At 61.2% G+C, this 20,446-nt stretch carries 17 protein-coding genes; 8 read left to right on the top strand and 9 right to left on the bottom strand.

The features are described 5' to 3' along the window. Positions 1-2 precede the first annotated feature (2 nt). Positions 3-707: a membrane integrity-associated transporter subunit PqiC gene (locus Q8K09_RS18305; RefSeq protein WP_305256418.1), complete on the top strand. Its 705-nt coding sequence runs from the start codon at positions 3-5 to the stop codon at positions 705-707. A gap of 209 nt (positions 708-916) precedes the next feature. On the opposite strand, the gene Q8K09_RS18300 is transcribed toward Q8K09_RS18305, so the two are convergent. Further along, a complete protein-coding gene (locus tag Q8K09_RS18300; protein ID WP_305256416.1) occupies positions 917-2,422 on the bottom strand; it encodes an AhpA/YtjB family protein in 1,506 nt (501 codons plus the stop codon). Between the two features lie 173 nt (positions 2,423-2,595). Between Q8K09_RS18300 and serB the strand changes: the two genes are divergently transcribed. Next, complete coding sequence (gene serB / locus Q8K09_RS18295) at positions 2,596-3,810, top strand: phosphoserine phosphatase SerB (RefSeq protein WP_305256415.1); 1,215 nt, start codon at positions 2,596-2,598, stop codon at positions 3,808-3,810. Positions 3,811-3,813: 3 nt separating this feature from the next. On the opposite strand, the gene Q8K09_RS18290 is transcribed toward serB, so the two are convergent. The 6 genes from Q8K09_RS18290 to Q8K09_RS18265 form a co-directional block, all read right to left on the bottom strand. Further along, positions 3,814-4,887 carry an NAD(P)-dependent alcohol dehydrogenase gene (locus Q8K09_RS18290; protein WP_305256414.1) on the bottom strand — a complete coding sequence of 358 codons (1,074 nt, stop codon included), beginning with the start codon at positions 4,885-4,887 and terminating at the stop codon, positions 3,814-3,816. Positions 4,888-5,013: 126 nt separating this feature from the next. Further along, on the bottom strand, positions 5,014-7,083 hold the full coding sequence (locus tag Q8K09_RS18285; protein ID WP_305256413.1) for an EAL domain-containing protein: 2,070 nt from the start codon (positions 7,081-7,083) through the stop codon (positions 5,014-5,016). A gap of 199 nt (positions 7,084-7,282) precedes the next feature. Continuing rightward, positions 7,283-9,094, bottom strand: coding sequence for a molecular chaperone (locus Q8K09_RS18280; protein ID WP_305256412.1), 1,812 nt, complete (start codon positions 9,092-9,094; stop codon positions 7,283-7,285). Positions 9,095-9,363: 269 nt separating this feature from the next. Continuing rightward, positions 9,364-10,227: an archaetidylserine decarboxylase gene (asd, locus tag Q8K09_RS18275; protein ID WP_370869568.1), complete on the bottom strand. Its 864-nt coding sequence runs from the start codon at positions 10,225-10,227 to the stop codon at positions 9,364-9,366. 50 nt (positions 10,228-10,277) lie between these two features. Next, positions 10,278-11,093: a rhodanese-like domain-containing protein gene (locus Q8K09_RS18270; protein ID WP_305256411.1), complete on the bottom strand. Its 816-nt coding sequence runs from the start codon at positions 11,091-11,093 to the stop codon at positions 10,278-10,280. 51 nt (positions 11,094-11,144) lie between these two features. Beyond that, a complete protein-coding gene (locus Q8K09_RS18265) occupies positions 11,145-12,671 on the bottom strand; it encodes an HDOD domain-containing protein (RefSeq protein ID WP_305256410.1) in 1,527 nt (508 codons plus the stop codon). 119 nt (positions 12,672-12,790) lie between these two features. Between Q8K09_RS18265 and motA the strand changes: the two genes are divergently transcribed. Together motA and motB are read left to right on the top strand one after the other, a co-directional pair. Further along, the gene (gene motA / locus Q8K09_RS18260; protein WP_305256409.1) at positions 12,791-13,642 is read left to right on the top strand and encodes a flagellar motor stator protein MotA; all 852 of its coding nucleotides are present in this window, start codon (positions 12,791-12,793) and stop codon (positions 13,640-13,642) included. A gap of 10 nt (positions 13,643-13,652) precedes the next feature. Next, a complete protein-coding gene (gene motB / locus Q8K09_RS18255) occupies positions 13,653-14,654 on the top strand; it encodes a flagellar motor protein MotB (RefSeq protein WP_305256408.1) in 1,002 nt (333 codons plus the stop codon). Positions 14,655-14,700: 46 nt separating this feature from the next. On the opposite strand, the gene rsgA is transcribed toward motB, so the two are convergent. Continuing rightward, complete coding sequence (rsgA, locus tag Q8K09_RS18250) at positions 14,701-15,732, bottom strand: small ribosomal subunit biogenesis GTPase RsgA (protein WP_305256407.1); 1,032 nt, start codon at positions 15,730-15,732, stop codon at positions 14,701-14,703. Between the two features lie 146 nt (positions 15,733-15,878). Here rsgA and Q8K09_RS18245 point away from each other — a divergent pair, with 146 nt between their 5' ends. Continuing rightward, entirely contained in the window at positions 15,879-16,679 is an 801-nt protein-coding gene (locus Q8K09_RS18245) for a class I SAM-dependent methyltransferase (RefSeq protein WP_305256406.1), read from the top strand. 86 nt (positions 16,680-16,765) lie between these two features. Then, a complete protein-coding gene (gene orn / locus Q8K09_RS18240; protein ID WP_305256405.1) occupies positions 16,766-17,308 on the top strand; it encodes an oligoribonuclease in 543 nt (180 codons plus the stop codon). Positions 17,309-17,344: 36 nt separating this feature from the next. On the opposite strand, the gene queG is transcribed toward orn, so the two are convergent. Continuing rightward, positions 17,345-18,418, bottom strand: coding sequence for a tRNA epoxyqueuosine(34) reductase QueG (queG, locus tag Q8K09_RS18235; protein ID WP_305256404.1), 1,074 nt, complete (start codon positions 18,416-18,418; stop codon positions 17,345-17,347). Positions 18,419-18,477: 59 nt separating this feature from the next. Between queG and Q8K09_RS18230 the strand changes: the two genes are divergently transcribed. Next, complete coding sequence (locus tag Q8K09_RS18230; protein WP_305256403.1) at positions 18,478-19,977, top strand: NAD(P)H-hydrate dehydratase; 1,500 nt, start codon at positions 18,478-18,480, stop codon at positions 19,975-19,977. Further along, positions 19,965-20,432, top strand: coding sequence for a tRNA (adenosine(37)-N6)-threonylcarbamoyltransferase complex ATPase subunit type 1 TsaE (gene tsaE / locus Q8K09_RS18225; RefSeq protein WP_305256402.1), 468 nt, complete (start codon positions 19,965-19,967; stop codon positions 20,430-20,432). Before Q8K09_RS18230 ends, tsaE begins: the two co-directional genes overlap by 13 nt. Positions 20,433-20,446 lie beyond the last annotated feature (14 nt).

Below are 20,446 nucleotides of genomic sequence, written 5' to 3'. Positions count from 1 at the left end.
TCATGAAATCGTTGCATTTCTCGCCGCCGCTTTTGTTGTTGCTCGCGGTTTTGACCTTGCAAGGCTGCGCAGTGCTGCAGCCACCGGCACAGTTTTATCAGCTTGAGCAGGGCGCTCCCGAGCTGCCGCAGAATGATAAAGGCCCGGCGCTGCTGTTAGGCCCGTTGAAACTGGCGGATTACCTGTTGCGCGAGAACCTGGTGCAGCGCGAACGTGACGACAGTCTCTCGTTCAGTCAGCAGGCCCGCTGGGCGGGCAGCCTGCAAGATGATGTCGGCCAGCTGTTGCTGCGCCAACTGGCCGGTCAACTCGATACCAGTCGCGTCGCGCTGTACCCGGATCGCGTTGGTTTCGCCAGTGAAGTACAGGTCGTACTGAATATCAGTCGGTTGGATTCAGGGGTGCAGCAGCCTGCAGTACTTGAAGCGCAATGGCGCTTGCTCGACTCTGCCGGCGTATCTCGCGGCAGTCGAGTTGTGCGTCTGCAGGCCGAGCACGGCGGTACGGTGGTCGAGCAAGTGCGTGCGCAAAGTCAGCTGCTGCAGCAACTGGCGGGCGAGTTGGCTGATGCAATCAAGGCCATGCCAGCCGCCGAGGTGACGCCTGCGCGCAAGCCGGTTGCCAGTGCGCCGGTCAAGCGTCCAGAGAGCAAGCCGCCAGTGCTGCGGATCGAGCCTGCCACGCAAATGGAAGTGTTTCGCTTCTAAGACTGCGTGCCTGGCACCGTGTGCGGCATGCCTGCGCTGATCTGCCGGGCGACTCGGTGCCGTCGTTGTTCGCGGTTATGCGAGGCGATTGCCACAGCGGCTGTCCCTGAGGCGCAAGGCAACCAAGTCCTGGAAACATGCCTGCGCCTCGCCGCGCTGAACCACCACCTGACCATTGCCTGCAGCGGCTAACGGCTACGTGACCTTTTTCACGGCGTCTGATGCGGGTGGTGTTCGTGCATTTGCGCCAGCTGGCGCTCCAATAGCGACGGGTAGGGTTCCAGCAGGCGTTCTACGCAGCAGGCGCCTTCCGGGCTGGCGATGGTGCGGATGCGTGCGCGCTGACGTACCAATGCATCATCGCCTACGCGCCGTTCGAGGAGCAGTAGGTTGCGGCTGTGCTGGGACAGAGCCAATGCATCCTGAGCGGTCTCACTGAGCAACAAGTCGCCTTGGCTCAAGCCCAGCAGAGCTTCGCCCTGGGTTAGACCCAGCTGCAGCTGGAGCGTGATACCGCTGTCAGCCACCTCGATTTGCAGGGCGTGGCCAAGCGCGCGCATCAGCTCGCCGCAGCAGATGGCATGGGTCAGGTAATCCTCGCCGCTGTCTTGGCGATGGAACAGCATTAGGCTGCTGCCGTCGTTGAGCGTGTGCAGTTCGCCTTGATAAAGCGCTGAGGCTTGGTTCAGGCAATCGCGATAGCGCTTTAGCAGATCCATCAGGCGCGCTCGTGGCAGGCGCCGCAGTTGTTCCTGTGCGCCAAGCTGAATGGCCAGTACGGCACTGTGCTGAGCGGTCAGCGGAGCAATCGCTGCGGGCTCATCATCCTGGTTACGCAGGTCGGCGAATGGGTCGTCATCGTGCGCCTGGCCGCGCGGGCTGTCGTTGTCGGCCTGATCGTCAAAGCGCTCATCGTGCAGGTCGCGTACCTCGAAGGTCGGCTCGTCATCGTCGAAGTCGTGCTCGTCGGCCTCTTCGTCGTAGCTATCGTCGAGTTCTGGTTCAGGCTCTGGCTCCGGTTTTGCCGGCACCAGGCGCATTTGCAGTTGGCGCGCCAGGTCGCCGATTTCATCCTGGCGCCCAGCGCCAGGCGCGGGGTCGTCCGGGTCGCGTAACCAGACGCGCAGTTGCAGCAACGGGGTGGAGATATGCCGGCCCAGACGCATGCTCAGAGATAAGGCCAGCGCCAGCAGAATCAGGCTGAGGATGCCCATGCTCTGCAGGCTGATGGTCATTGGTTGCTGAAACTGGCGCATATCCAGGCTGATGCGCAATTGGCCGGCGATTACCTCCTGGAAGGTAATCGGGGTCGAGTACAGGCCTTCGGTCTCGCCCAGCATGGTCTTGCCTGGGCGCGAACCCGCTTCGGCCAGCACGCGGTTATCCACGCTGTAAATCGCCGCATGAGCCACCAGCGGGTTCTTCACCAGGTTATTCAGTAACACGCTAAGGCTGAGGATGTCGTTGGACACCAGCAGTTCGGTGGCCGAGGAGGCAGTCTGGGTGATCAGGCTGGTGCCCAGGGCTTCAGCCTGTTGCTCCATCGCATGCTTGAACTGCATACCAATTACCCACGCATAGATCACCAGCGCCAGGGCCACGAGTAGCAGGCTGTGGCTGGCGATGCGCAAGGCCAGGGGGACGCGGCGTTGACGCAGGGCCTGGAACAGCAGCAGGAAGAAATTATCGGGTTTTACGGGGGCGGGCCGGTTCACAGAGCTCCGCTCTTATCGACTGTATGTGGCGCGCAGTATAGCGACCGCTCCGCATAGGGCAAAGCACCGCGCGTGTCCGTATGGCAGTGAAAATGGGTAGAATGTGCGGCTTTTCAACAAGCGTGCTCTGTCAGCAGCCTGTTGACCCTTAACCAAGCCCCGGAGGGTGCGCCTTGCGCGAAATCGTCCTGATCAATATTACTGGCGAAGACCGTCCCGGTCTGACTGCCGCAATTACCGGTGTGCTGGCCCAAGGCGGGGTTAATATCCTCGATATCGGCCAGGCGGTGATCCACGACACCCTGTCGTTTGGCATCCTGGTGGACATTCCGCCAACCGAGCAGGGCTCCTCGGTACTCAAGGATCTGCTGTTTGCCGCCTACAAGCTCGACCAGCAGGTGCGCTTCACGCCGGTGTCCGAGGAGGACTATCAGCAGTGGGTCGGCGGTCAGGGCAAGGCGCGGCATATTGTGACCTTGCTGACCCGCAAGGTTACCGCCGAGCAATTGCAGCGGGTCAGTGCCATTACCGCCAAGTACGATTTGAATATCGACCATATCGATCGCTTATCCGGGCGCATGCCGCTGGATATGCCGGCCGAACAGGGCAAGGGCTGCATCGAGTTTTCCGTGCGTGGCGAACCTGCCGATCCGGCGGCCTTGCGTGCCGAGTTTCTCAGCGTGGCGCAGGAGCTCAATGTCGATATTGCCTTCCAGCGCGACTCGTTGTTCCGCCGTAACCGCCGCCTGGCGGTGTTCGACATGGATTCGACGCTGATCGAGGCTGAGGTGATCGACGAATTGGCCAAGGCTGCCGGGGTCGGCGAGCAGGTCTCGGCGATTACCGAGCGGGCCATGCGCGGCGAACTGGACTTTGCCGCCAGCTTCCGTGAACGTCTGGCCCTGCTCAAAGGCTTGCCGGAGGACGTGCTGGCCGATATAGGTGCTTCCTTACGCCTGACCGAGGGCGCCGAGACGCTGTTCAGCGAGTTGCGTCGGCTCGGCTACAAGACTGCAATTCTGTCCGGTGGTTTCAGCTATTTCGCCAAGCAGCTCCAGGTCAAACTGGGCATCGACTATGTCTTCGCCAATGAACTGCAGATCGTCGATGGCCTGGTTACCGGTGTGGCGGTCGAGCCGATTGTTGATGCTCAGCGCAAGGCCGACCTGTTGCGTCAGCTGGCGCAACAGGAAGGGCTGCGCCTGGAGCAGACCATCGCGGTCGGCGATGGCGCCAACGATCTGCCGATGCTGGCCATTGCCGGTCTGGGCGTGGCGTTTCGGGCCAAGCCGCTGGTCAAGCAATCAGCCAAGCAGGCCATCTCGACTCTGGGCCTGGATGGCATTCTGTACCTGCTTGGCTTCCGTGATCGCGATGGCCTGGAATAGCATCTACGGTTTGATCGCCACCTTGAGTACCCCGTCGCGCTGGTTGGCGAATAGGTCGTAGGCCGCGCCTATGTCGTTGAGTGCGTAGCTGTGGGTGACCAGAGGCGCCAGGTCGATACGCTGCGACTCGACAATGTTCATCAGTCGGCGCATGCGTTCCTTGCCGCCTGGACACAATGAGGAGACGATCCGCTTGTCGCCCAAGCCTGCGTTGAAGGCGTCTAGCGGGATGCGCAGGTCGCTGGAGTAAACGCCCAGGCTGGATAGAGTGCCGCCGGGTTTGAGAACCCGCAGGGCGCTCTCGAAGGTGGACTGCAGGCCCAGCGCCTCGATTGAGGCGTCCACACCGCGGCCGCCGGTCAGGCGCATGATTTCTTCCACCACATCCACCTGTTCGAAGTTGAGGGTGACGTCGGCGCCCAGTTGGCGGGCAATTTTCAGGCGTGCATCGACGCGATCTACCGCAATGATGGTGCTGGCGCCGCGCAACTTGGCGCCCGCAGTGGCGCAAAGACCGATCGGACCTTGGGCAAACACCACCACGATATCGCCGATCTTGATGTTTGCTGCTTCGGCACCGGCGAAGCCAGTGGACATGATGTCCGGGCACATCAGCACCTGTTCATCGCTGAGGCCGTCCGGCACTGGCGCCAGGTTGGCTTGGGCGTCGGGCACCATCACGTACTCGGCCTGGGTGCCATCGATGGTGTTGCCGAAGCGCCAGCCGCCGAGGGCTTTGTAGCCATGGCAGGCGCAACCGCCTCCCTGCGCTGCGTGCCCATCCTGGCTGGCATAGGAGCTGAAGTCCGGACAGATTGCCCCGGCAATCACTCGCTGGCCTTCGCGATAACCCTGCACGTTGCGTCCGAGCTTCTCGATGATGCCCACCGGCTCGTGGCCAATGGTCAGGCCTGCGGCTACCGGGTATTCACCCTTGAGAATATGCACGTCGGTGCCACAAATCGTGGTGGTGGTGATGCGCAGCAACGCATCGTTTGGGCCGATTTCGGGGATGGGCTTGTCTTGCAGCTCGATACGGCCGGGCTCGACAAATACGGCGGCTTTCATCATGGTCATGGTGCTTCTCCTCGGCAGCTAAGGGCGCTAGAACACTCTAGCGCACGGGCTGGCCGGGAGCGTGACATGGGTCAAATGAGTGCTGGGCAGGTGTCGGGGCGACAGCCGGTTGCCTGGCGGGCTGGCTTACTCGTCGCCGTCCGCGAAGTCATAGTCCATTGATTGACTCGGGCCTTGCAGGTAGTAACCCTGGATGTAATTGACCCCGGCCTGCCAGAGGGTTGACAGTACGCTGGCGCTTTCGATGAAGGGCACGATGGTCATCTTGGCCTGGGCGTGCAGGCTGGCCAGCAGGACTTTCAATGCTTCCTGGCTTTCCGGGGTCGACAGGTCCTGGGAGAAGGAACCGTCGACTTTGACGAAATCGATATGCATGTGCTTGAGGGTGTTGAAGGGATTGATGGCGCAGCCAAATTGACTCAGCGCCACCTTGCAGTGCAGTTCGTTCAATCCCTGGGTCAGTGCCTTGGCCTGCTTGAGGTAGGCAATGGCATCCGGCTCGCTGAACTGGAAAGCCAGTGCGTCCGACGGCAGTCGCGCTGCCTTCAAGGCCACGCTAAGCCACTGCAGCAGGGTTTGATCCTGCAAGCTGGAGCTTGAAAGGTGTACAAACAAGTGGGTGTTGTGGCCCTTGTTACGGTGGTTGGCGAGCAATTTGATCGAATTAAGGATGACCCATCGGTCGATCTTTTCGCCTAGGCCCGCTTCTTTGGCTGCGTTAAGAAATTCGTGCGGCGGAACCTCTTCGCCCTGCGGGCTGAGCAGGCGCAGCAAGACTTCATAGTATTCGTGGCTATCGCCGCGCAGGCTGATGATTGGCTGGAACAACAGGCGGAAACTATTGCGCTCCAGTGCTTGCTGAACCATGGCGACGATATTGCCGCGGTTGGCTGCAGCTGCCAGTTCATCGCCAGGGTTGAACAGTTTGAGGGCATTGCCCTGGTCCAGTTCGTCGGCGCAGCGTTGGGCGCGGTCGACCACTTCCTGGGCCTTCGAGGTTTTTTCATTTAGCCCCGCGACGCCAATCGACAGGGTGCTTTGTGCGGTACGCCCGTTGATATCGAAGAGGTTGCCCTCGACCTTTTTCAATAGGCTCGTCAGGCTTGCTTCTACTTGCTCCGGGGTTTTGCCGGGCAGTAGGACGGTGAACACGTCATCACCAAAGCGCGCCAGCTGTGCGTCTTGCGTAAAGTGCTCGCGCAGCAGGCTGGCCAGGTCGGTGAGCAGTAAGTCGATACCCGCCAGGCCAACGTCTGCCAGCAGGCTGGCATAGCGGTCGATGCGGATATAGGCCAGGCTGGCCGGCTGGCCGGCAATTACTGCGCGCTCGGCTGCGGCATCCATCAGGCCGAGGAAATAACTGCGGTTGTACAGTCCTGTGACCAGGTCCTGGCTGCTGATCTCGCGCAGCTTTTCTTCGAGTTCGGCGTTGCCGCTTTCGGCGTGTATCACTACCTGGATGCAGGGTTCGCCATCGTAGGTGGCAGGCGAAAAGCTCATGCGCACCGGAACGGTTTGGCCGCTTGCCTGGACGCCAGAGCAGGCCAGTTCGGCGTTACCCTCGGCGTTCTGGTAATTTTTCAGAAAGTCTTTGAAGCTGCCTTGGTCGGCGCTGGCGATCAAGTCGATCATGGGCATGCCTTCCAGCTCTTCGCCATCCTTGTAAGCGAAGAGCTCAAGGTAGGCGCGGTTGGCATAGATGTGCATGCCGTCATGTACATAGGTAATGGCATCAACCGAGCTGTCGAGCAGCAGCTGGCAGCGTTTCTCGGCTTCACGCAGCGCCACTTCGGCGGCGCGGCGCGCGCGGCGTTCTTCGAGGTTGGCCAGTTCGCGCTTGGCCACCAGCACTAGGCGCTCGTCTTCGCCTTGCGGCAGCGCATCCTGGGCGCCGAGAGCCAGGGCTTCGGTGATGCTGTCGGAATCATTGTCGGCGAGCAATTGAATGACGGGGATATCTTTGGCCTGGCGGCGGATAGCGTTGATCGCCTCGCCTGGATCGAGGTGCTCGCTGCTTGGCGCGCAGATCAACAGATCCCAGCTTTGCTGCAAGGTTTCGCTCAGGTCATCGCTGGAAGTCAGGCGGTGCACACGCGTGGCGCGGCCAGCGTTTCGGAACAGGCTGACGAGACGCTCGGCCTCATTCTGCGAGTCTTCGAGAATCAGCAGTCGAATGGTTTTTTTTTCGATGGCCATGGCGGGAGTCAAATCTGCGCGAACGGATATGCCACAACAGGCAGTCCGAATAATGAAAGCCTTTGCGGCATACCCGTTCTCCTCACCCGGCGCTAAAGGCTGCTTTGTGCCTTGGTGCGACGTGGGTGAGGATCGCGTTGCTGCAGGACTTTCGCGTTAATGGGCGCGAAAATGCGACAAAAATCGATCTGTCGGCAATCTACAGCGACTTCCATAACGAGTCAAAGTCTTCCGCCCCACCCGTGCGTTGGCTGTCATGGGCCGTGACGGGTTTATCAGTATCACGGGGGGTTTCTTCGACGCTGCGGTACTCGAACTGATTGAAACTGCCGGTGCTGGTTTTACGCTGGCTGAGTACGGCGCGACGTTCTGTGCCGTTGATGTTGATCATCACCTTATTGCCTTCCTGGAAGGGCAGGCGTGGCGTGATCAGGGTCGCGGGGCGGGAAATTGCGCTGATTTCCGGGAGCAACAGGGCGCGCAGGTATTGGCTGTTATGTTCGGCCTTGCGCAGCAGCTGCAGGCCACAGGCCTGTGCGTGCGGGGCGATCAGTTCGATGCCCATCTGTGTGCCGCCACCGCGCACCTGGCGGATCCAGCGCACTACCGCGACGCTCCAGCCCTGTTGGGGAGAGTCCTGTACGCCGAGCAGTTCGCCAGCTTGCAGTTGGCTCGGCACGTCCTTGGGCCAGGACAGGCAATAGCCTCCCGGGCTGTGGTTGACGATAGGCAGGTCGTAGGTCGGGTAGCCCTCAGCTTCACTGGCGGCTGTCGGCATGTCCTGATTGGCGGGATTGTTGTACTCGATCTCTTCCATGGGCAGCTTGCTGTCCCAGTTTGCGCTCTTCTGTGCATCGAAGGCTTTCGACCATACATCCGCAGTGTTGAGGTCGGTGTTGGCGTTGAATACGGCCGTCGTGGTTTCGCTCGGCTGCTGCAGAATCTCGCTGAATGGGCGCTTATCAGCCAGGAAAAAGTGCAGTGCACTCATGCCGATACACAACGTGAGAGTGCCTTGGCCTTGGGAGCGATTAAAGGTCCGTTCGGAGATATCGCCCCACGCGGCACTCAGGTGCTGCAGCATGTCCATGCTGAACCCTTCCGGTACCAGCAGGCGCGACTGGCTGGCATCCTCTGCTGGCAGCAGCAGGTATTCCTGGATTGCATCAACCAGCGCGTGGGGGTCGATGCCTAGCGCGTTGAGCAGTTCTTTTTCTGGAAAAAGCGAGGTGTAGCGCGGCGGACCGTCGACTTGCGGAGCTGCCGCAAACAGGCTTGAGGGCGCATCGCCGGCTTGCAAGCTGACCAGTGCGCTCCATGGCTCAAGGACTTCGGCAAGGCGCGCGATAGCATTCTGGCGCATCTGGTTGCAGCGCGCGCAACCAAGCAATAACGCAACCACATAGTTTTGCTCGGTACTCAGGCCCTGCGTGTGGCTGGCCAAAGGGTCGCGGATCGCGAGTTTGTGCAGCTTCCGTTCACGGGCTATCTGGTAGATCTGGTGCAGTTCCAGCCACAGGCCTTCAGGAACGGGGCAATACAATTGGCTGGCGCGAATCAATGGCCCGCACAGGCTATGGATGGCGCGCTGCAGCGCGATGCTGAGGAGTGGGCCGCGTTCGCCATTATTTTGCGCAGCCAGGTTGGCAATGATCAGTTTGTAGCCGACGGCTAGATGGTTCTGCAGGGCTTGGCAGAGGTTGGCAACTTTGCGCGGGCGCTCATCGAGAACAATCGCCTGGTTGAGAAAGTGCCGCTCCAGGTGTTTGCAGACGAAATAAACCTCAGGGCGCAGTAGTTCTAGCAGCTGCAGGCGGTTGTCAGGAGCTGTGCGCAACTGGTTGAGTTCGATCAGCGCCTGGTAGAGCTGGCGGGCGGTTTCCCCGAGATTGGCTTTCGGCAGGTTGGCGATCCAGCGCTTGAGGTCGCGCGGGCTGGCATCACAGAAGGACAGGTCCGGCTTCTGCGGTGTAGGGACGCGGAGCAGTAAGTGGGGACTCTGTTTATCCATGTTAGCTAGGATGCTCCATTGCCCGGAGCTCAGCCGAGACATTCACTTGAAAATTAATCTTGCGAACTCTAGCAGTATCCGGCGTGGGCCGCATGCCTTGCATCTGTCTGCTGCTTGAGGCGCGTGCCGCCAGAATTAGTGCTATCCGCGTGGCTGCGGCATTGATCAGATGCGCAGCCGTTCGGAACGTTCCGTGCGTGCAGTGATATTGGGCATGCAAGTTACCCTATCACTCGCGGCGCTTTGTCCAGGTTCAGGCGCCGCTCAGCTTAGTCGGCCTGGCTGTTGCCGATAGCCTGACCCATCTGCACGCTGCTGTTGGCGCCTAGCGTTTCTGCCCAGCGCACCTGGTCCGGGCCAAATAACACAATGGCTGTCGAACCCAGTTTGAAACGGCCCAGTTCAGCGCCTTTGTCCAGGCTGATGGGGGCGCGTGCGGCCTCGTCGTAGCGGACGGTTTTCAGCTGGCGCTTGGGCGGCGTGACCAGGCCGGCCCAGACCGTTTCAATCGAGGCGACGATCATGGCGCCGACCAGTACCACGGACATTGGCCCGCGCTCGGTGTCGAACAGGCATACGACGCGCTCGTTGCGGGCGAACAGTTCCGGGACGTTTTCCGCGGTGGTCTGGTTGACCGAGAACAGCCGGCCAGGCACGTAGACCATTTCTCGCAGGGTGCCGGCTAGCGGCATGTGTACGCGATGGTAGTCTTTGGGCGACAGGTAAATGGTTGCGAATTCGCCGCCCATGAACAGGCTGGCCCGTTCACTGTCACCGCCGAGCAATTCCAGCACGCTGAAGCTGTGGCCCTTGGCCTGGAATACCCGGCCGTGCTCAATTTTCCCGAGTTGGCTGACCGCCCCGTCCGCGGGGCTGAGGATTGCGCCCGGCGTGGTATCAAGTGGTCGTGCGCCCTCTTTAAGCGCACGGGTAAAGAACGCGTTGAAATGCTCGAAGGCTGTCGGCTCTTCGATCTGCGCTTCGCTCATGTCGACCTGATACTGCTTGGCGAACCAGGTGATCAGGCGGTTCTTGAACCAGGCTGCGCGGCATTCGGCTGCGCAGCCGATCAGGCGTGAGAGCAGGTGGTGCGGGAGCAGGTATTGGCTGGCAATGAACAGGCGTTGTTTCATGTGGATCCCTTGAGTATTCGATGGCATGCGGGTAACAGCTATGCGCTGGCTTAGCGTTCGACTGGGGTGTCGGGATGGTTGCCCCACTCGCCCCAGGAGCCGGCGTAGGCTTTAACCCGCGGGTAACCGAGCGCCTTGGCCACCAGGTAGGTGAAGCCGGAGCGGTGGTGGGTTTGGCAGTGGGTGATGATTTCCTTGTCCGGGTTGATGCCCATACTGGCGAGTACTGCGGGCATGTCCTGGCGAATACGCAAGGCGCGGGCTGGATCCATGCCGGCTGTCCACTCGAAGTTGACTGCGCCAGGGATGTGTCCGGCTTTTGCGGCCAACGCCTTGTCGCCGCTGTATTCGGCTGGCGAGCGGGCATCCCAGATCGCCAAATCCTTGGCTCCCAGGCGGCTTTGTAGGTATTCGCGGCTGGCTGTCGGGCTGTCGTCGAGTGTCAGCGTGACTGTGCCAGCGCGCGCGGCGGCCTGCTCGGTGCTCAGCGGGCGATCTTCCGCCAGCCAGGCGTGCAGGCCGCCGTCGAGGTAGTGGTATTGGCTGTGGCCAATCACATCCAGCAGCCAGAGGAAGCGTCCGGCCCAGCCGCCGCCTTCATCGTCGTAGATCACATAGACGGCGTTAGGGTTGTGCCCCAGTTCGGCGAACAGTTGTTCCAGTTGCGCGAGTTCTGGCAGCAAGCCAGGTGCTGGGGGTTGGCCCAGTTGGGTGCGCTTCGGGTCGACGAAGCGCGCACCGGGGATGTGGCCGCAGGCATAGCGTGCCGAGCTGGTCAGGTCGACCAGGATAAGGTCGGGAGCATCCAGGCGCTCCGCCAGCTCCGCCGGCTCGATAACCAATGGCAACGCAGCGAAAACAGTCATGCCGGGCCTCTTCGGGTTCATGAGTTTAGGGAGCAAAGTGTAACGGAAAGCTTAGCGTTCACGTTTGGCAAAACTGCCCAGGGCGCGCTCAATACATTGCGCGGTTTTACCAAAAGCTTGCACGCTGGTGTCGTTGAGCGGCGCTCCAGACTGGTCGGCGACGATGACCATGACGACACGGTCGTTGCTGGCCAGTGAGCGGATCAGCAGGTGCTCGCTGGGAAATAGTGCTTTCAGCGAGCCAGGCAACAGGGCCGAGAACTTCGCGATATTGGCCGGCGCCAGGCGCAACTGTGCCGGTGCCTTGAGCAGGTGTCGCAGGGCTTGACTGTGCTGTGGCTCAATGATCAGCGCATTGGCTGATGGGTCCAGGCCGGCCTGTTGCTGTGCTCGTAAGCGGCGGTGGCTGCGGTCGGCGATGAGCAGCAGCACTCGCGACATGCCGCAGGCCTGCAGCGCTTGAGTGATAGTGCCAGTGAGTTGGTCGAGGTTGTGGAATGCGCTCGGCTGCGCGAGCAATTGTGCGCAGTGTTGGCGCCATCCATTGTCCGCTGCCACGGTTGCCTTGGGCGGTGCAGTGGGCGCGGTGTAGTGCAGGCGTCTAGCGGCCCAAGGCCAGAGCAGGGCTTGGGCGGGGTGCCAGAGTTCTGCGCTGGCATGTTGGCGCGCACTTTGCGCGGCGTGCTGGTGAATCTGCTGCTGCACATTGTCCAGCGGCAGTTGCAGGTAGAGCCCGGTTAGATGCTGCCAGCGCAGGCTGTGTGGGCTGTTCCAGGCATGATGGGCGGACAGTGCCAGGCCGTTGGCCAGCAGGATGCTGTTGGCCGGTTGAGTCAGCCAGCGCCGCAGAGGGGTGTCAGCATCGAGCATTTGCTGCTGATGGAGCGGGTGTTGATTGTCGCGGGCGATGTGCAGCGCCTTGACCAGTTGGCGGCGATCAGCAATCAGCAAGCGGTAGCCCTGGATCACCCAGTCAGGCAGGCGCCAGCGTTCGGCCAATGCCAGGCACAGTGGCAGCAAAGGAACGCCGAGGAGATCCTGTTCGACTTTGCAGGCAGGCTCGGCACGGGCCAGTACGCGTTGCTCCCATTGCTCGAATAGTTCGGGATGGGCGGCGAGCAACGACCAGATGGGCGCGAGAAATAACAGGCTGCCCCAGTGGATCTCTTGCCAGAGCCGCGCCAGACGGCCGCTGAACAAGCCGCTGGCCTGCTGTGAGGCGTGCTGGCTGATCAACTGGATCTGCCGCAGTGCCAAGGGGATCTCATTGAGGGGGTGAGCGGGTTGGCGCTTGACCAGCTCCAGGGTGCGCTGCAATCCCAGGCGGCTGAGCGCGCTTTCCAGGCTTTCCGACGGCGTGCTTAAACTACCTGCCCGTCGATTGGCCTCCCTTAGCACGCACAGCGCCAGTGCAGGGCTTGCCTGCATCAGCTCGGCTATATCGCGTAGCGAGCGGCGGCTATCTGACAGGGCGCGACAGACATTCAGGTGGTTTTCGACGGGCACCGGCAACAATTGCTTGTCCAGCCGGTCGATCCAGGATTCGAGGGTGCGCGGTAGGGGCTTGGAAGTGGGCATCGGTGCCTAGCCATGCTGGCTTTTAGACTTAACTGGCTATAGTCTCGCGCATAAGTTCCGATAAATAGAAGGGTTGTTTTACGTAACCCTCACGAGAGGCTCTTGCAAGATTCCTTTTTATGGCAAAAATTATTGGCATCATCGTTGTAATTGCCAGCGTACTTGGCGGCTTCATGCTGTCAGGCGGCCAGTTCATGGCGCTTGTACACCCCTTTGAGGTGTTGATTATCGGTGGCGCGGCTTTGGGGGGCTTCCTGCAGGCCAATCCCGGCAGCGCTTTTATGTCGGTGTTCAAAAAATCCCTGAGCATGTTCAGCTCGCGCTTTACCCATACCTACTACCTTAGCGTGCTCCAGCTGATATATGAGATTCTTAATAAGAGTCGTCGTGAAGGCATGATGGCAATCGAGGCTGATGTTGAAGACCCCAGTGCCAGTCCGATTTTCAGCAAGTACCCCGGTATCCTCAAAGACCAGCGCATGACCGCTTATATCTGCGACTACCTGCGCATCATGTCCTCCGGCAACATGGCGCCGCACGAGCTGGAAGGTCTGTTCGATATGGAGCTGGCGAGCCTTAAAGAAGATATCGATCACCCTGCCCATGCCGTGGCGAAGGTTGCCGATGGCTTGCCCGCTATGGGCATTGTGGCGGCGGTATTGGGTATTGTAATCACCATGTCCATTCTGGCTGAAGCCGATAATGCCGAAATCGGCCAGAAAGTCGGCACCGCCTTGGTCGGCACCTTTCTAGGTATTCTCGCCTCCTATGGCTTTTTTGGTCCGCTGGCTTCTGCGCTGGAGCACGACGCCAAAGAAGAACTCAATGTGTATGAGGCAATCAAGGCTGCGCTAGTGGCTTCAGCGTCAGGTATGCCGCCATCGCTTGCAGTGGAGTTCGGGCGCAAGGTGCTTTACCCGGCGCATCGGCCAAGCTTTACCGAGCTTGAGCAGGCCATGCGTGGGAGCTGACAGCTGAACCATGGAAAATAATCAGCCGATTATCGTCAAACGAATCAAGAAAGTGGCTGGCGGGCACCATGGCGGCGCCTGGAAGATTGCTTTTGCCGACTTCGCTACGGCGATGATGGCCTTCTTTCTGGTGATGTGGCTGATGACCACGGCCACGCCTGAGCAGAAGAAGCTGATATCGGGTTATTTCCAGGATCCTATCGGTTTTTCCGAAAGCGCCAGTCCCTTTGTCATTGACCTTGGCGGCTCGCCAACGCCTGCGCCGGATCGCACGTTAAATCAGCAGGTCGATGATCAGACCGAGGGCGAGGAGGTCGAGATCGAGCCTGGGCAGGTTGCTCCTTCGCTAGTCGAAGGCATGACTGAGGAGCTGGAGCGCGAACGTCTCGAGTTGTTGTTGCAGGAACTGCAGAACAAGGTTGAGGAGAATCCACAGCTACAGCGTTTCAAGGATCAGATCCTCTTCGAAATTACTCAGGACGGCTTGCGTATCCAGATTATCGATGCCGAGAACCGGCCGATGTTCGACAGCGGCAGTGCGCGCTTGCAACCGTATTTCGAGGACATACTGCTGGCCATGGCCGACACCATCAGGGCGGTGCCGAACAAGATCAGCATCAGCGGCCACACCGATGCCAAACCGTTTGCCGGTGTCGGTGAGTTCGGTAATTGGGAACTCTCGGCAAATCGGGCCAATGCTGCTCGGCGTGCCTTGATAGCGGGCGGTTACGACGAGGATCAGGTGGCTCGAGTGGTTGGCTACGCCTCGTCGGCGTTGTTTGATCGCGACGACCCGCTTAATCCGGTTAATCGGCGTATCGATATCGTCGTGTTAACCAAAAAGGCTCAGCGGGATATCGAAGGCGAGCAGGAAGGTGCCGTCGAAATAGCGCCTGAGGTGCCGGGCAGCAGCGCCGAACCGCCGTCGCCTGCCGCGGATCCGGTGGAGTCGCTTGAGCGCTTGAATCTTTTCGAGGATGGGGTGTTGCAGCTCGACCAGCCGAGCGAATGAGCTGTCAGTGTCCAAGCAGGCCGCGAGTGATCGCGGCCTGTTCGTTTCAGTAATCCGCTTCGGGCAAGCTGGCGAGGATATGCCGGTAGCTGGCCATCCGTTGTGGCTGGACGCGTCCGTCTTCCAGTGCCTTGAGCAGCGCGCAGCCGGGCTCACGATCATGCTTGCAGTCGCGAAAGCGGCACTGGCCGATCAGCTCGTTGAACTCGATAAAGCCCGCTTCGACATCCGCACGGCTGACGTGCACCAGACCGAACTCTCGGATACCGGGTGAGTCGACCAGTTCGCCGCCGCCGGGGAAGTGGAACAGGCGTGCGGTGGTCGTGGTGTGGGTGCCTTTGCCGGTCAGCTCCGACAGCGGCCCGACACGGGTGTCCACGCCAGGCAGCAGGCTGTTGACCAGCGACGACTTGCCGACCCCGGACTGGCCGACGAAAACGCTGACATGGCCGTCGAGTTGTTGTTTGAGCTGTTCCATGCCGTCGCCCTGATGGGCTGAAACTTCCAGTACGGGGTAGCCCAGTTGGCGATAAACCCCGAGCAGGACATTCAGCGCAACAGCGTTCTGCTCATCGATCAGATCGGCCTTGTTCAGCAGCAGCAGAGGGCGAATACCCGCATGTTCGGCGGCGACCAGATAGCGGTCGATCAGGTTGGCGTGAGGCTCGGGTAGCGGGGCGAAGACGATGACAATCAAGTCGACGTTGGCTGCCACTGGCTTCAACTGGCCGCGGGTATCCGGGCGGCACAGTTCAGTTTTGCGCGGCAGTTGCGCAACGATGACGCCGATGCCCTGATTGCCGGCGCGCCAGACTACTCGGTCGCCGGTGACCATGGCGGGCAAGTTGGCGCGCAGGTGGCAGCGGAACACCTGGCCGGCCAGTTCGCCGTCCTGGGCTTCGACCTCGACCTGTACGCCGAAGTGGGCGATCACCAGGCCGATCTGCTCGGGGCCGAGGTCACCGCCTTCCAGGATTTGTACGGCCTGCGTCTCGCGCTTGGCCGCGCGGGCAGCTCGCTCGCCTTGAATTTTGTCGATGCGCCAGCTTTGCCGGCGGTTGAGTTGGCGTTTGGCCATGAAAGTTCCGAGGTTGACTTGCGGTAAAATCCGCCAGCCAGTTTAGCACGCGGGGCATGCAGACTCGCGCTGCCGCGTTACTGATGCTCATGGGTAGTGCCGAAGGCTAGACTGTAGGGCGGCGACAGGTTAATTAGAGGCGATAAATGGGCGCGTGCGTGCAAATAATTGCTCAAACGGCGGGGCGCTATCCGGCGCTCCTGGCCTTGCTGGCGCAGCTTTGTGCCGCGCTGCTAGTGGGCGGGTCGATGGCCTTGGCGGTGCAGCTATTCAGTTGGCGCCCCAGCGGCTTGGCCGCCGGTTTGCTTCTGGGCTTGCTGGCGGCGAGTTTTGGCCGCTGGTTTGGTTTGCCGTCTTGGTGGTGGTGGCTGAACCTGGGGTTTGTCCCGGCGCTGCTCTTATTCAGTGGTGCGGCGCTGCCGTCATGGGTTTTTTTGGTCGGCTTCCTGCTGCTATTGCTGTGTAATTGGAACAGCTTCGGCGAGCGGGTGCCGCTCTATCTGAGCGGGGCGCGCAGCCGTCAGGCGCTGGCCGAGTTGCTTGCCCAGCAGCAGGCTGATTTTCGCTTCGTCGACTTAGGGTGTGGTCCCGCAGGGGCATTGCTCTGGCTGGCGCGGAGATTTCCCCAGGCGCAGTTCGTCGGAGTAGAAACGGCCCCCTTGCCGTTCGCCGTCGCCTGGCTACGCGCACTGTCGCAGCGCAACTGTCGGATTCGCTACGAAAGCCTCTGGCGCACCGATCTGGCGCAATTCGATGTGGTGTATTGCTTTCTCTCTCCCGCGCCGATGGCTGAGTTGTGGGTCAAGGCCTCGACGCAAATGGCTGTTGGTTCGCTGCTGGTCAGCAATAGTTTCGAGGTGCCTGGGGTGCCGGCCGGTCAGCAGGTCGAATTGCATGACTGGCGCCGCTCGCGCCTGCTGATATGGCGGATGCCGGGCGCTAGTTGAGCGTGAGCGGCCGTGCGGAGGGTAAGTCCGTCGCTTCGTCTGCGACTTTATTCGCTAAACTGCTGGCATCAGCCGAGGAGTGCAGCATGCAAAACCCACAGAATCTGATTTGGATCGACCTGGAAATGACCGGGCTTGAGCCAGATACAGACGTGATCATCGAAATGGCCACGATCATTACCGATAGCGACCTCAATATTCTGGCCGAAGGCCCGGTGATTGCGGTGCATCAGAGTGACGAGGCGCTGGCTGGCATGGATGAATGGAACACCCGCACCCATGGCGAAAGTGGCCTGGTCAAGCGGGTGCGTGAGAGTACGATCAGTCAGGCCGAGGCCGAGGCGCAGACCATTGCCTTTCTCGAGCAGTGGGTGCCCAAGGGTAAGTCGCCGATCTGTGGTAACAGCATCGGTCAGGATCGGCGTTTTCTCTATCGCTACATGCCGGCGCTGGAAGCCTATTTCCACTACCGCTACCTGGATGTCTCGACCCTGAAGATCCTTGCCGAACGCTGGGCGCCGCTGCTCAAGGAGGGCTTTGTGAAGAAGGGTAGCCACCAGGCACTGGACGATATTCGCGAGTCGATTGCCGAACTCCAGTACTACCGCGAGCACTTCATCAAGGCTTAGGCGTAGGCCACAGAATGAGTGCCATGGGCTACTGGACTATTCCGCTATTCTCCTGTGGTGCTGCGCCAGTGCCCACTCTACATGCTCGCGCACCAGTGCCGAGGGATGGTCGCTGCGCGCGTGCAGCGCTTCGAGCACCGGGATGCTCGAGGGGGCATTACCCAAGCCCACTGCCAGGTTGCGCAGCCAACGCTCGTAGCCGGCGCGGCGCAACGGTGAACCTTCGGTGCGACTCAAGAACTCTTCTTCGCTCCAACGGAACAGTGCCGCCAGCTCGGCGTTATCCAGCTGATGGCGCGGTTGAAAATCGGCCTGCTCGGTGGGCCGGGCGAAACGGTTCCACGGGCAGACCAACTGGCAGTCGTCGCAGCCGAATACGCGGTTGCCAATCGGTGCGCGCAGCTCCTCGGGGATCGAGCCTTTCAGTTCGATGGTCAGGTAGGAAATGCAGCGTCGGGCATCCAGCACGTAAGGGCCGACAAACGCCCCGGTAGGGCAGATGTCCATGCACGCGGTGCAGCGCCCGCAATGTTCTGTGGCGTGCGGTGCGTCGACCGGCAGCGGCAGGTCGACGAACAGCTCGCCCAAGAAGAAGTAGCTACCGGCGCTACGGTTGAGTACCAGGGTGTTCTTGCCGATCCAGCCGAGGCCAGCCTGTTCGGCAATGGCTTTTTCCAGAATCGGCGCACTGTCGACGAAGGCGCGGTAGCCGAACGGACCGATCTGCTGCTGGATGCGCTCGGCCAGCTGTTGCAGGCGTTTGCGGATCAGCTTGTGGTAGTCGCGGCCCAGGGCATAGCGCGATACATAGGCTTTCTCCGGTTCGCCCAGGCGCTGGGCCATTTGTGTGTCGCCGGGCAGGTAGTCCATGCGCAACGAGACTACCCGCAAGGTGCCGGGCACCAGTTGCTCGGGGTGCGAGCGCTTGCTGCCGTGGGCGGCCATGTATTCCATTTCGCCCTGGTAGCCGGCGTCCAGCCAGCGTTGCAGGTGTGCCTCGTGTTCGCTCAGCTCCAGCCCGGCAATGCCGACCTGTTGAAAGCCCAGCTCGCGGCCCCATTCCTTGATCGACTGGGCGAGGGCATTGAGGTCGAGTGCGGCAGTTGTCATATGGGGCGAGTAACCAGGGCGGAGGTGGGTATAATTCTGCCAGACATCGGAGCCTACGCATGCCGCAATCGCCAGACAATTTCCCCCTCGCTTTATACAGCGCCGCTCAGGTCCGCGAGCTGGATGCCCGCCTGATCGCCGCGGGTACCCCTGGTTTCGAGCTGATGAGCCGCGCCGCGCATGCCATCTGGCGGGCGCTGCGCCGCCGTTGGCCGGATGCCGGGACGCTGACGGTGCTGGCCGGGCGCGGCAATAATGCTGGTGACGGCTACCTGGTGGCGGCCCTGGCGTTGCGGGCCGGCTGGCAGGTGCAGTTGCTGGCGGTAGGTGATCCGGCGCTGCTGCAGGGTGATGCGGCGCTGGCGCGGGATGAGGCACTGGCTGCTGGGGTGCCTGTTCGACCTTGGCGTGAATGCGCCGAGCTGAGTGGCGTGGTGCTTGATGCGTTGCTCGGCACCGGCCTCAGTGGCGCGGTGCGCGAACCCTATGCCCAGGCGATTCGCGTGCTCAATGCCAGCGGTCTGCCGGTATTGGCGGTGGATATTCCCTCGGGCCTGTGCGCTGACAGCGGTCAGGTGCTGGGCGTGGCGGTGCGCGCGCAGGTGACGGTGACCCTGATCGGCCTGAAGCTGGGGTTGTTTACCGGGGTGGCTGCGGATTGGGTAGGGGAGTTGCTATTCGAGGATCTGCAGGCCGAGCCGTCACTGGTGGCTGCGCAGGCGTGCGTGGCGCGGCGGCTTGCCGGCGCGTATGTGCCGCGTTTGGCCGCGCGGCCACGTACCGTGCATAAAGGGCAGTTGGGCCATGTGCTGGTAGTCGGTGGTGATCGCGGTTTCGCCGGTGCTGCTTTGCTGGCGGCGCAAAGTGCTCTGCGCGCCGGCGCCGGCCTGGTTTCTCTGGCAACCCGTAGCGAGCACCTGGCGGCGGCGCAAGCGCGTCTGCCCGAGGTGATGAGCGTCGCCGTAGCCTCGTCCAATCAGCTGCTGGCGCTGGGCGCGGCGGCCAGCGTTTGGGTGGTCGGGCCAGGGCTGGGGCAGGGCGCCTGGGGGCGAAGCCTGCTGTCGGTGGCGGCGATTGCTGATACTGCGCAGGTCTGGGATGCCGACGCCTTGAACCTGCTGGCCGTGGCTGCGGTCAAGATGCCGGCGGGTGGCGTGATTACGCCGCATCCAGGTGAGGCTGCGCGCTTGTTGGGCATCACGAGCGCCGAGGTGCAGGCCGATCGCCCGGCAGCGGCGCGGGCCTTGGCGTTGCGCTACCAGGCAGTGTGCGTGCTCAAGGGCGCGGGCACTCTGGTTGCTGATGCTGCCGGACAGTTGTTGCTCTGCGAGCGTGGTCACCCGGCTATGGCTGGCGCTGGTTTAGGCGACGTGTTGGCTGGATTGATTGGTGCGTTACTGGCGCAGGGTTTGCCTGCGATGGCGGCGGCCAGTCTGGCAGTATGGCTGCATGCAAGTGCTGGTGAGCGCCTTGCTGAGCAGGGCTGTGGGTTGGCAGCGAGTGATCTGTGCGCAGCCATTCGTCAATTGTTGCAGGAGCAGTCAGTGTGTTCGAGTTAGAGCTGTATGCCGCCGATGAAGCGGCGATGCTGATGCTGGGTGCGCGTATCGCCGAGGTGAGCGGTGGGCGTGGGGTGATCTATCTGCATGGGGATCTGGGTGCGGGGAAAACCACGTTGTCGCGCGGGATAATTCGCGGCCTGAGCCATGTCGGGGCGGTGAAAAGTCCGACCTTTACGCTGGTCGAGCCTTACGAAATTGATGCCGTTCGCGTGTTCCATTTCGATCTGTATCGCCTGGTCGATCCGGAGGAATTGGAGTACTTGGGGGTGCGCGACTACTTCGATGACGATGCCTTGTGTCTGGTCGAGTGGCCAGAGCGCGGAACAGGCGTTTTGCCAAAGGCTGACATGGACATTACCATTACCGCACAAGCGACTGGGCGTTCCCTGCATTTGCAGGCGCAAGGCGAGCGCGGCAAAACCTGGTGTGCTGCTTTGGCCGTCGGGGCATGATCAAAATAAAATGG

Source organism: Pseudomonas sp., from assembly GCF_030683065.1.
Classification (GTDB): Bacteria; Pseudomonadota; Gammaproteobacteria; order Pseudomonadales; family Pseudomonadaceae; genus Aquipseudomonas.
The sequence above is the reverse complement of the archived record's forward strand: the minus strand, read 5'-3'. Positions and strand labels throughout refer to the sequence as shown.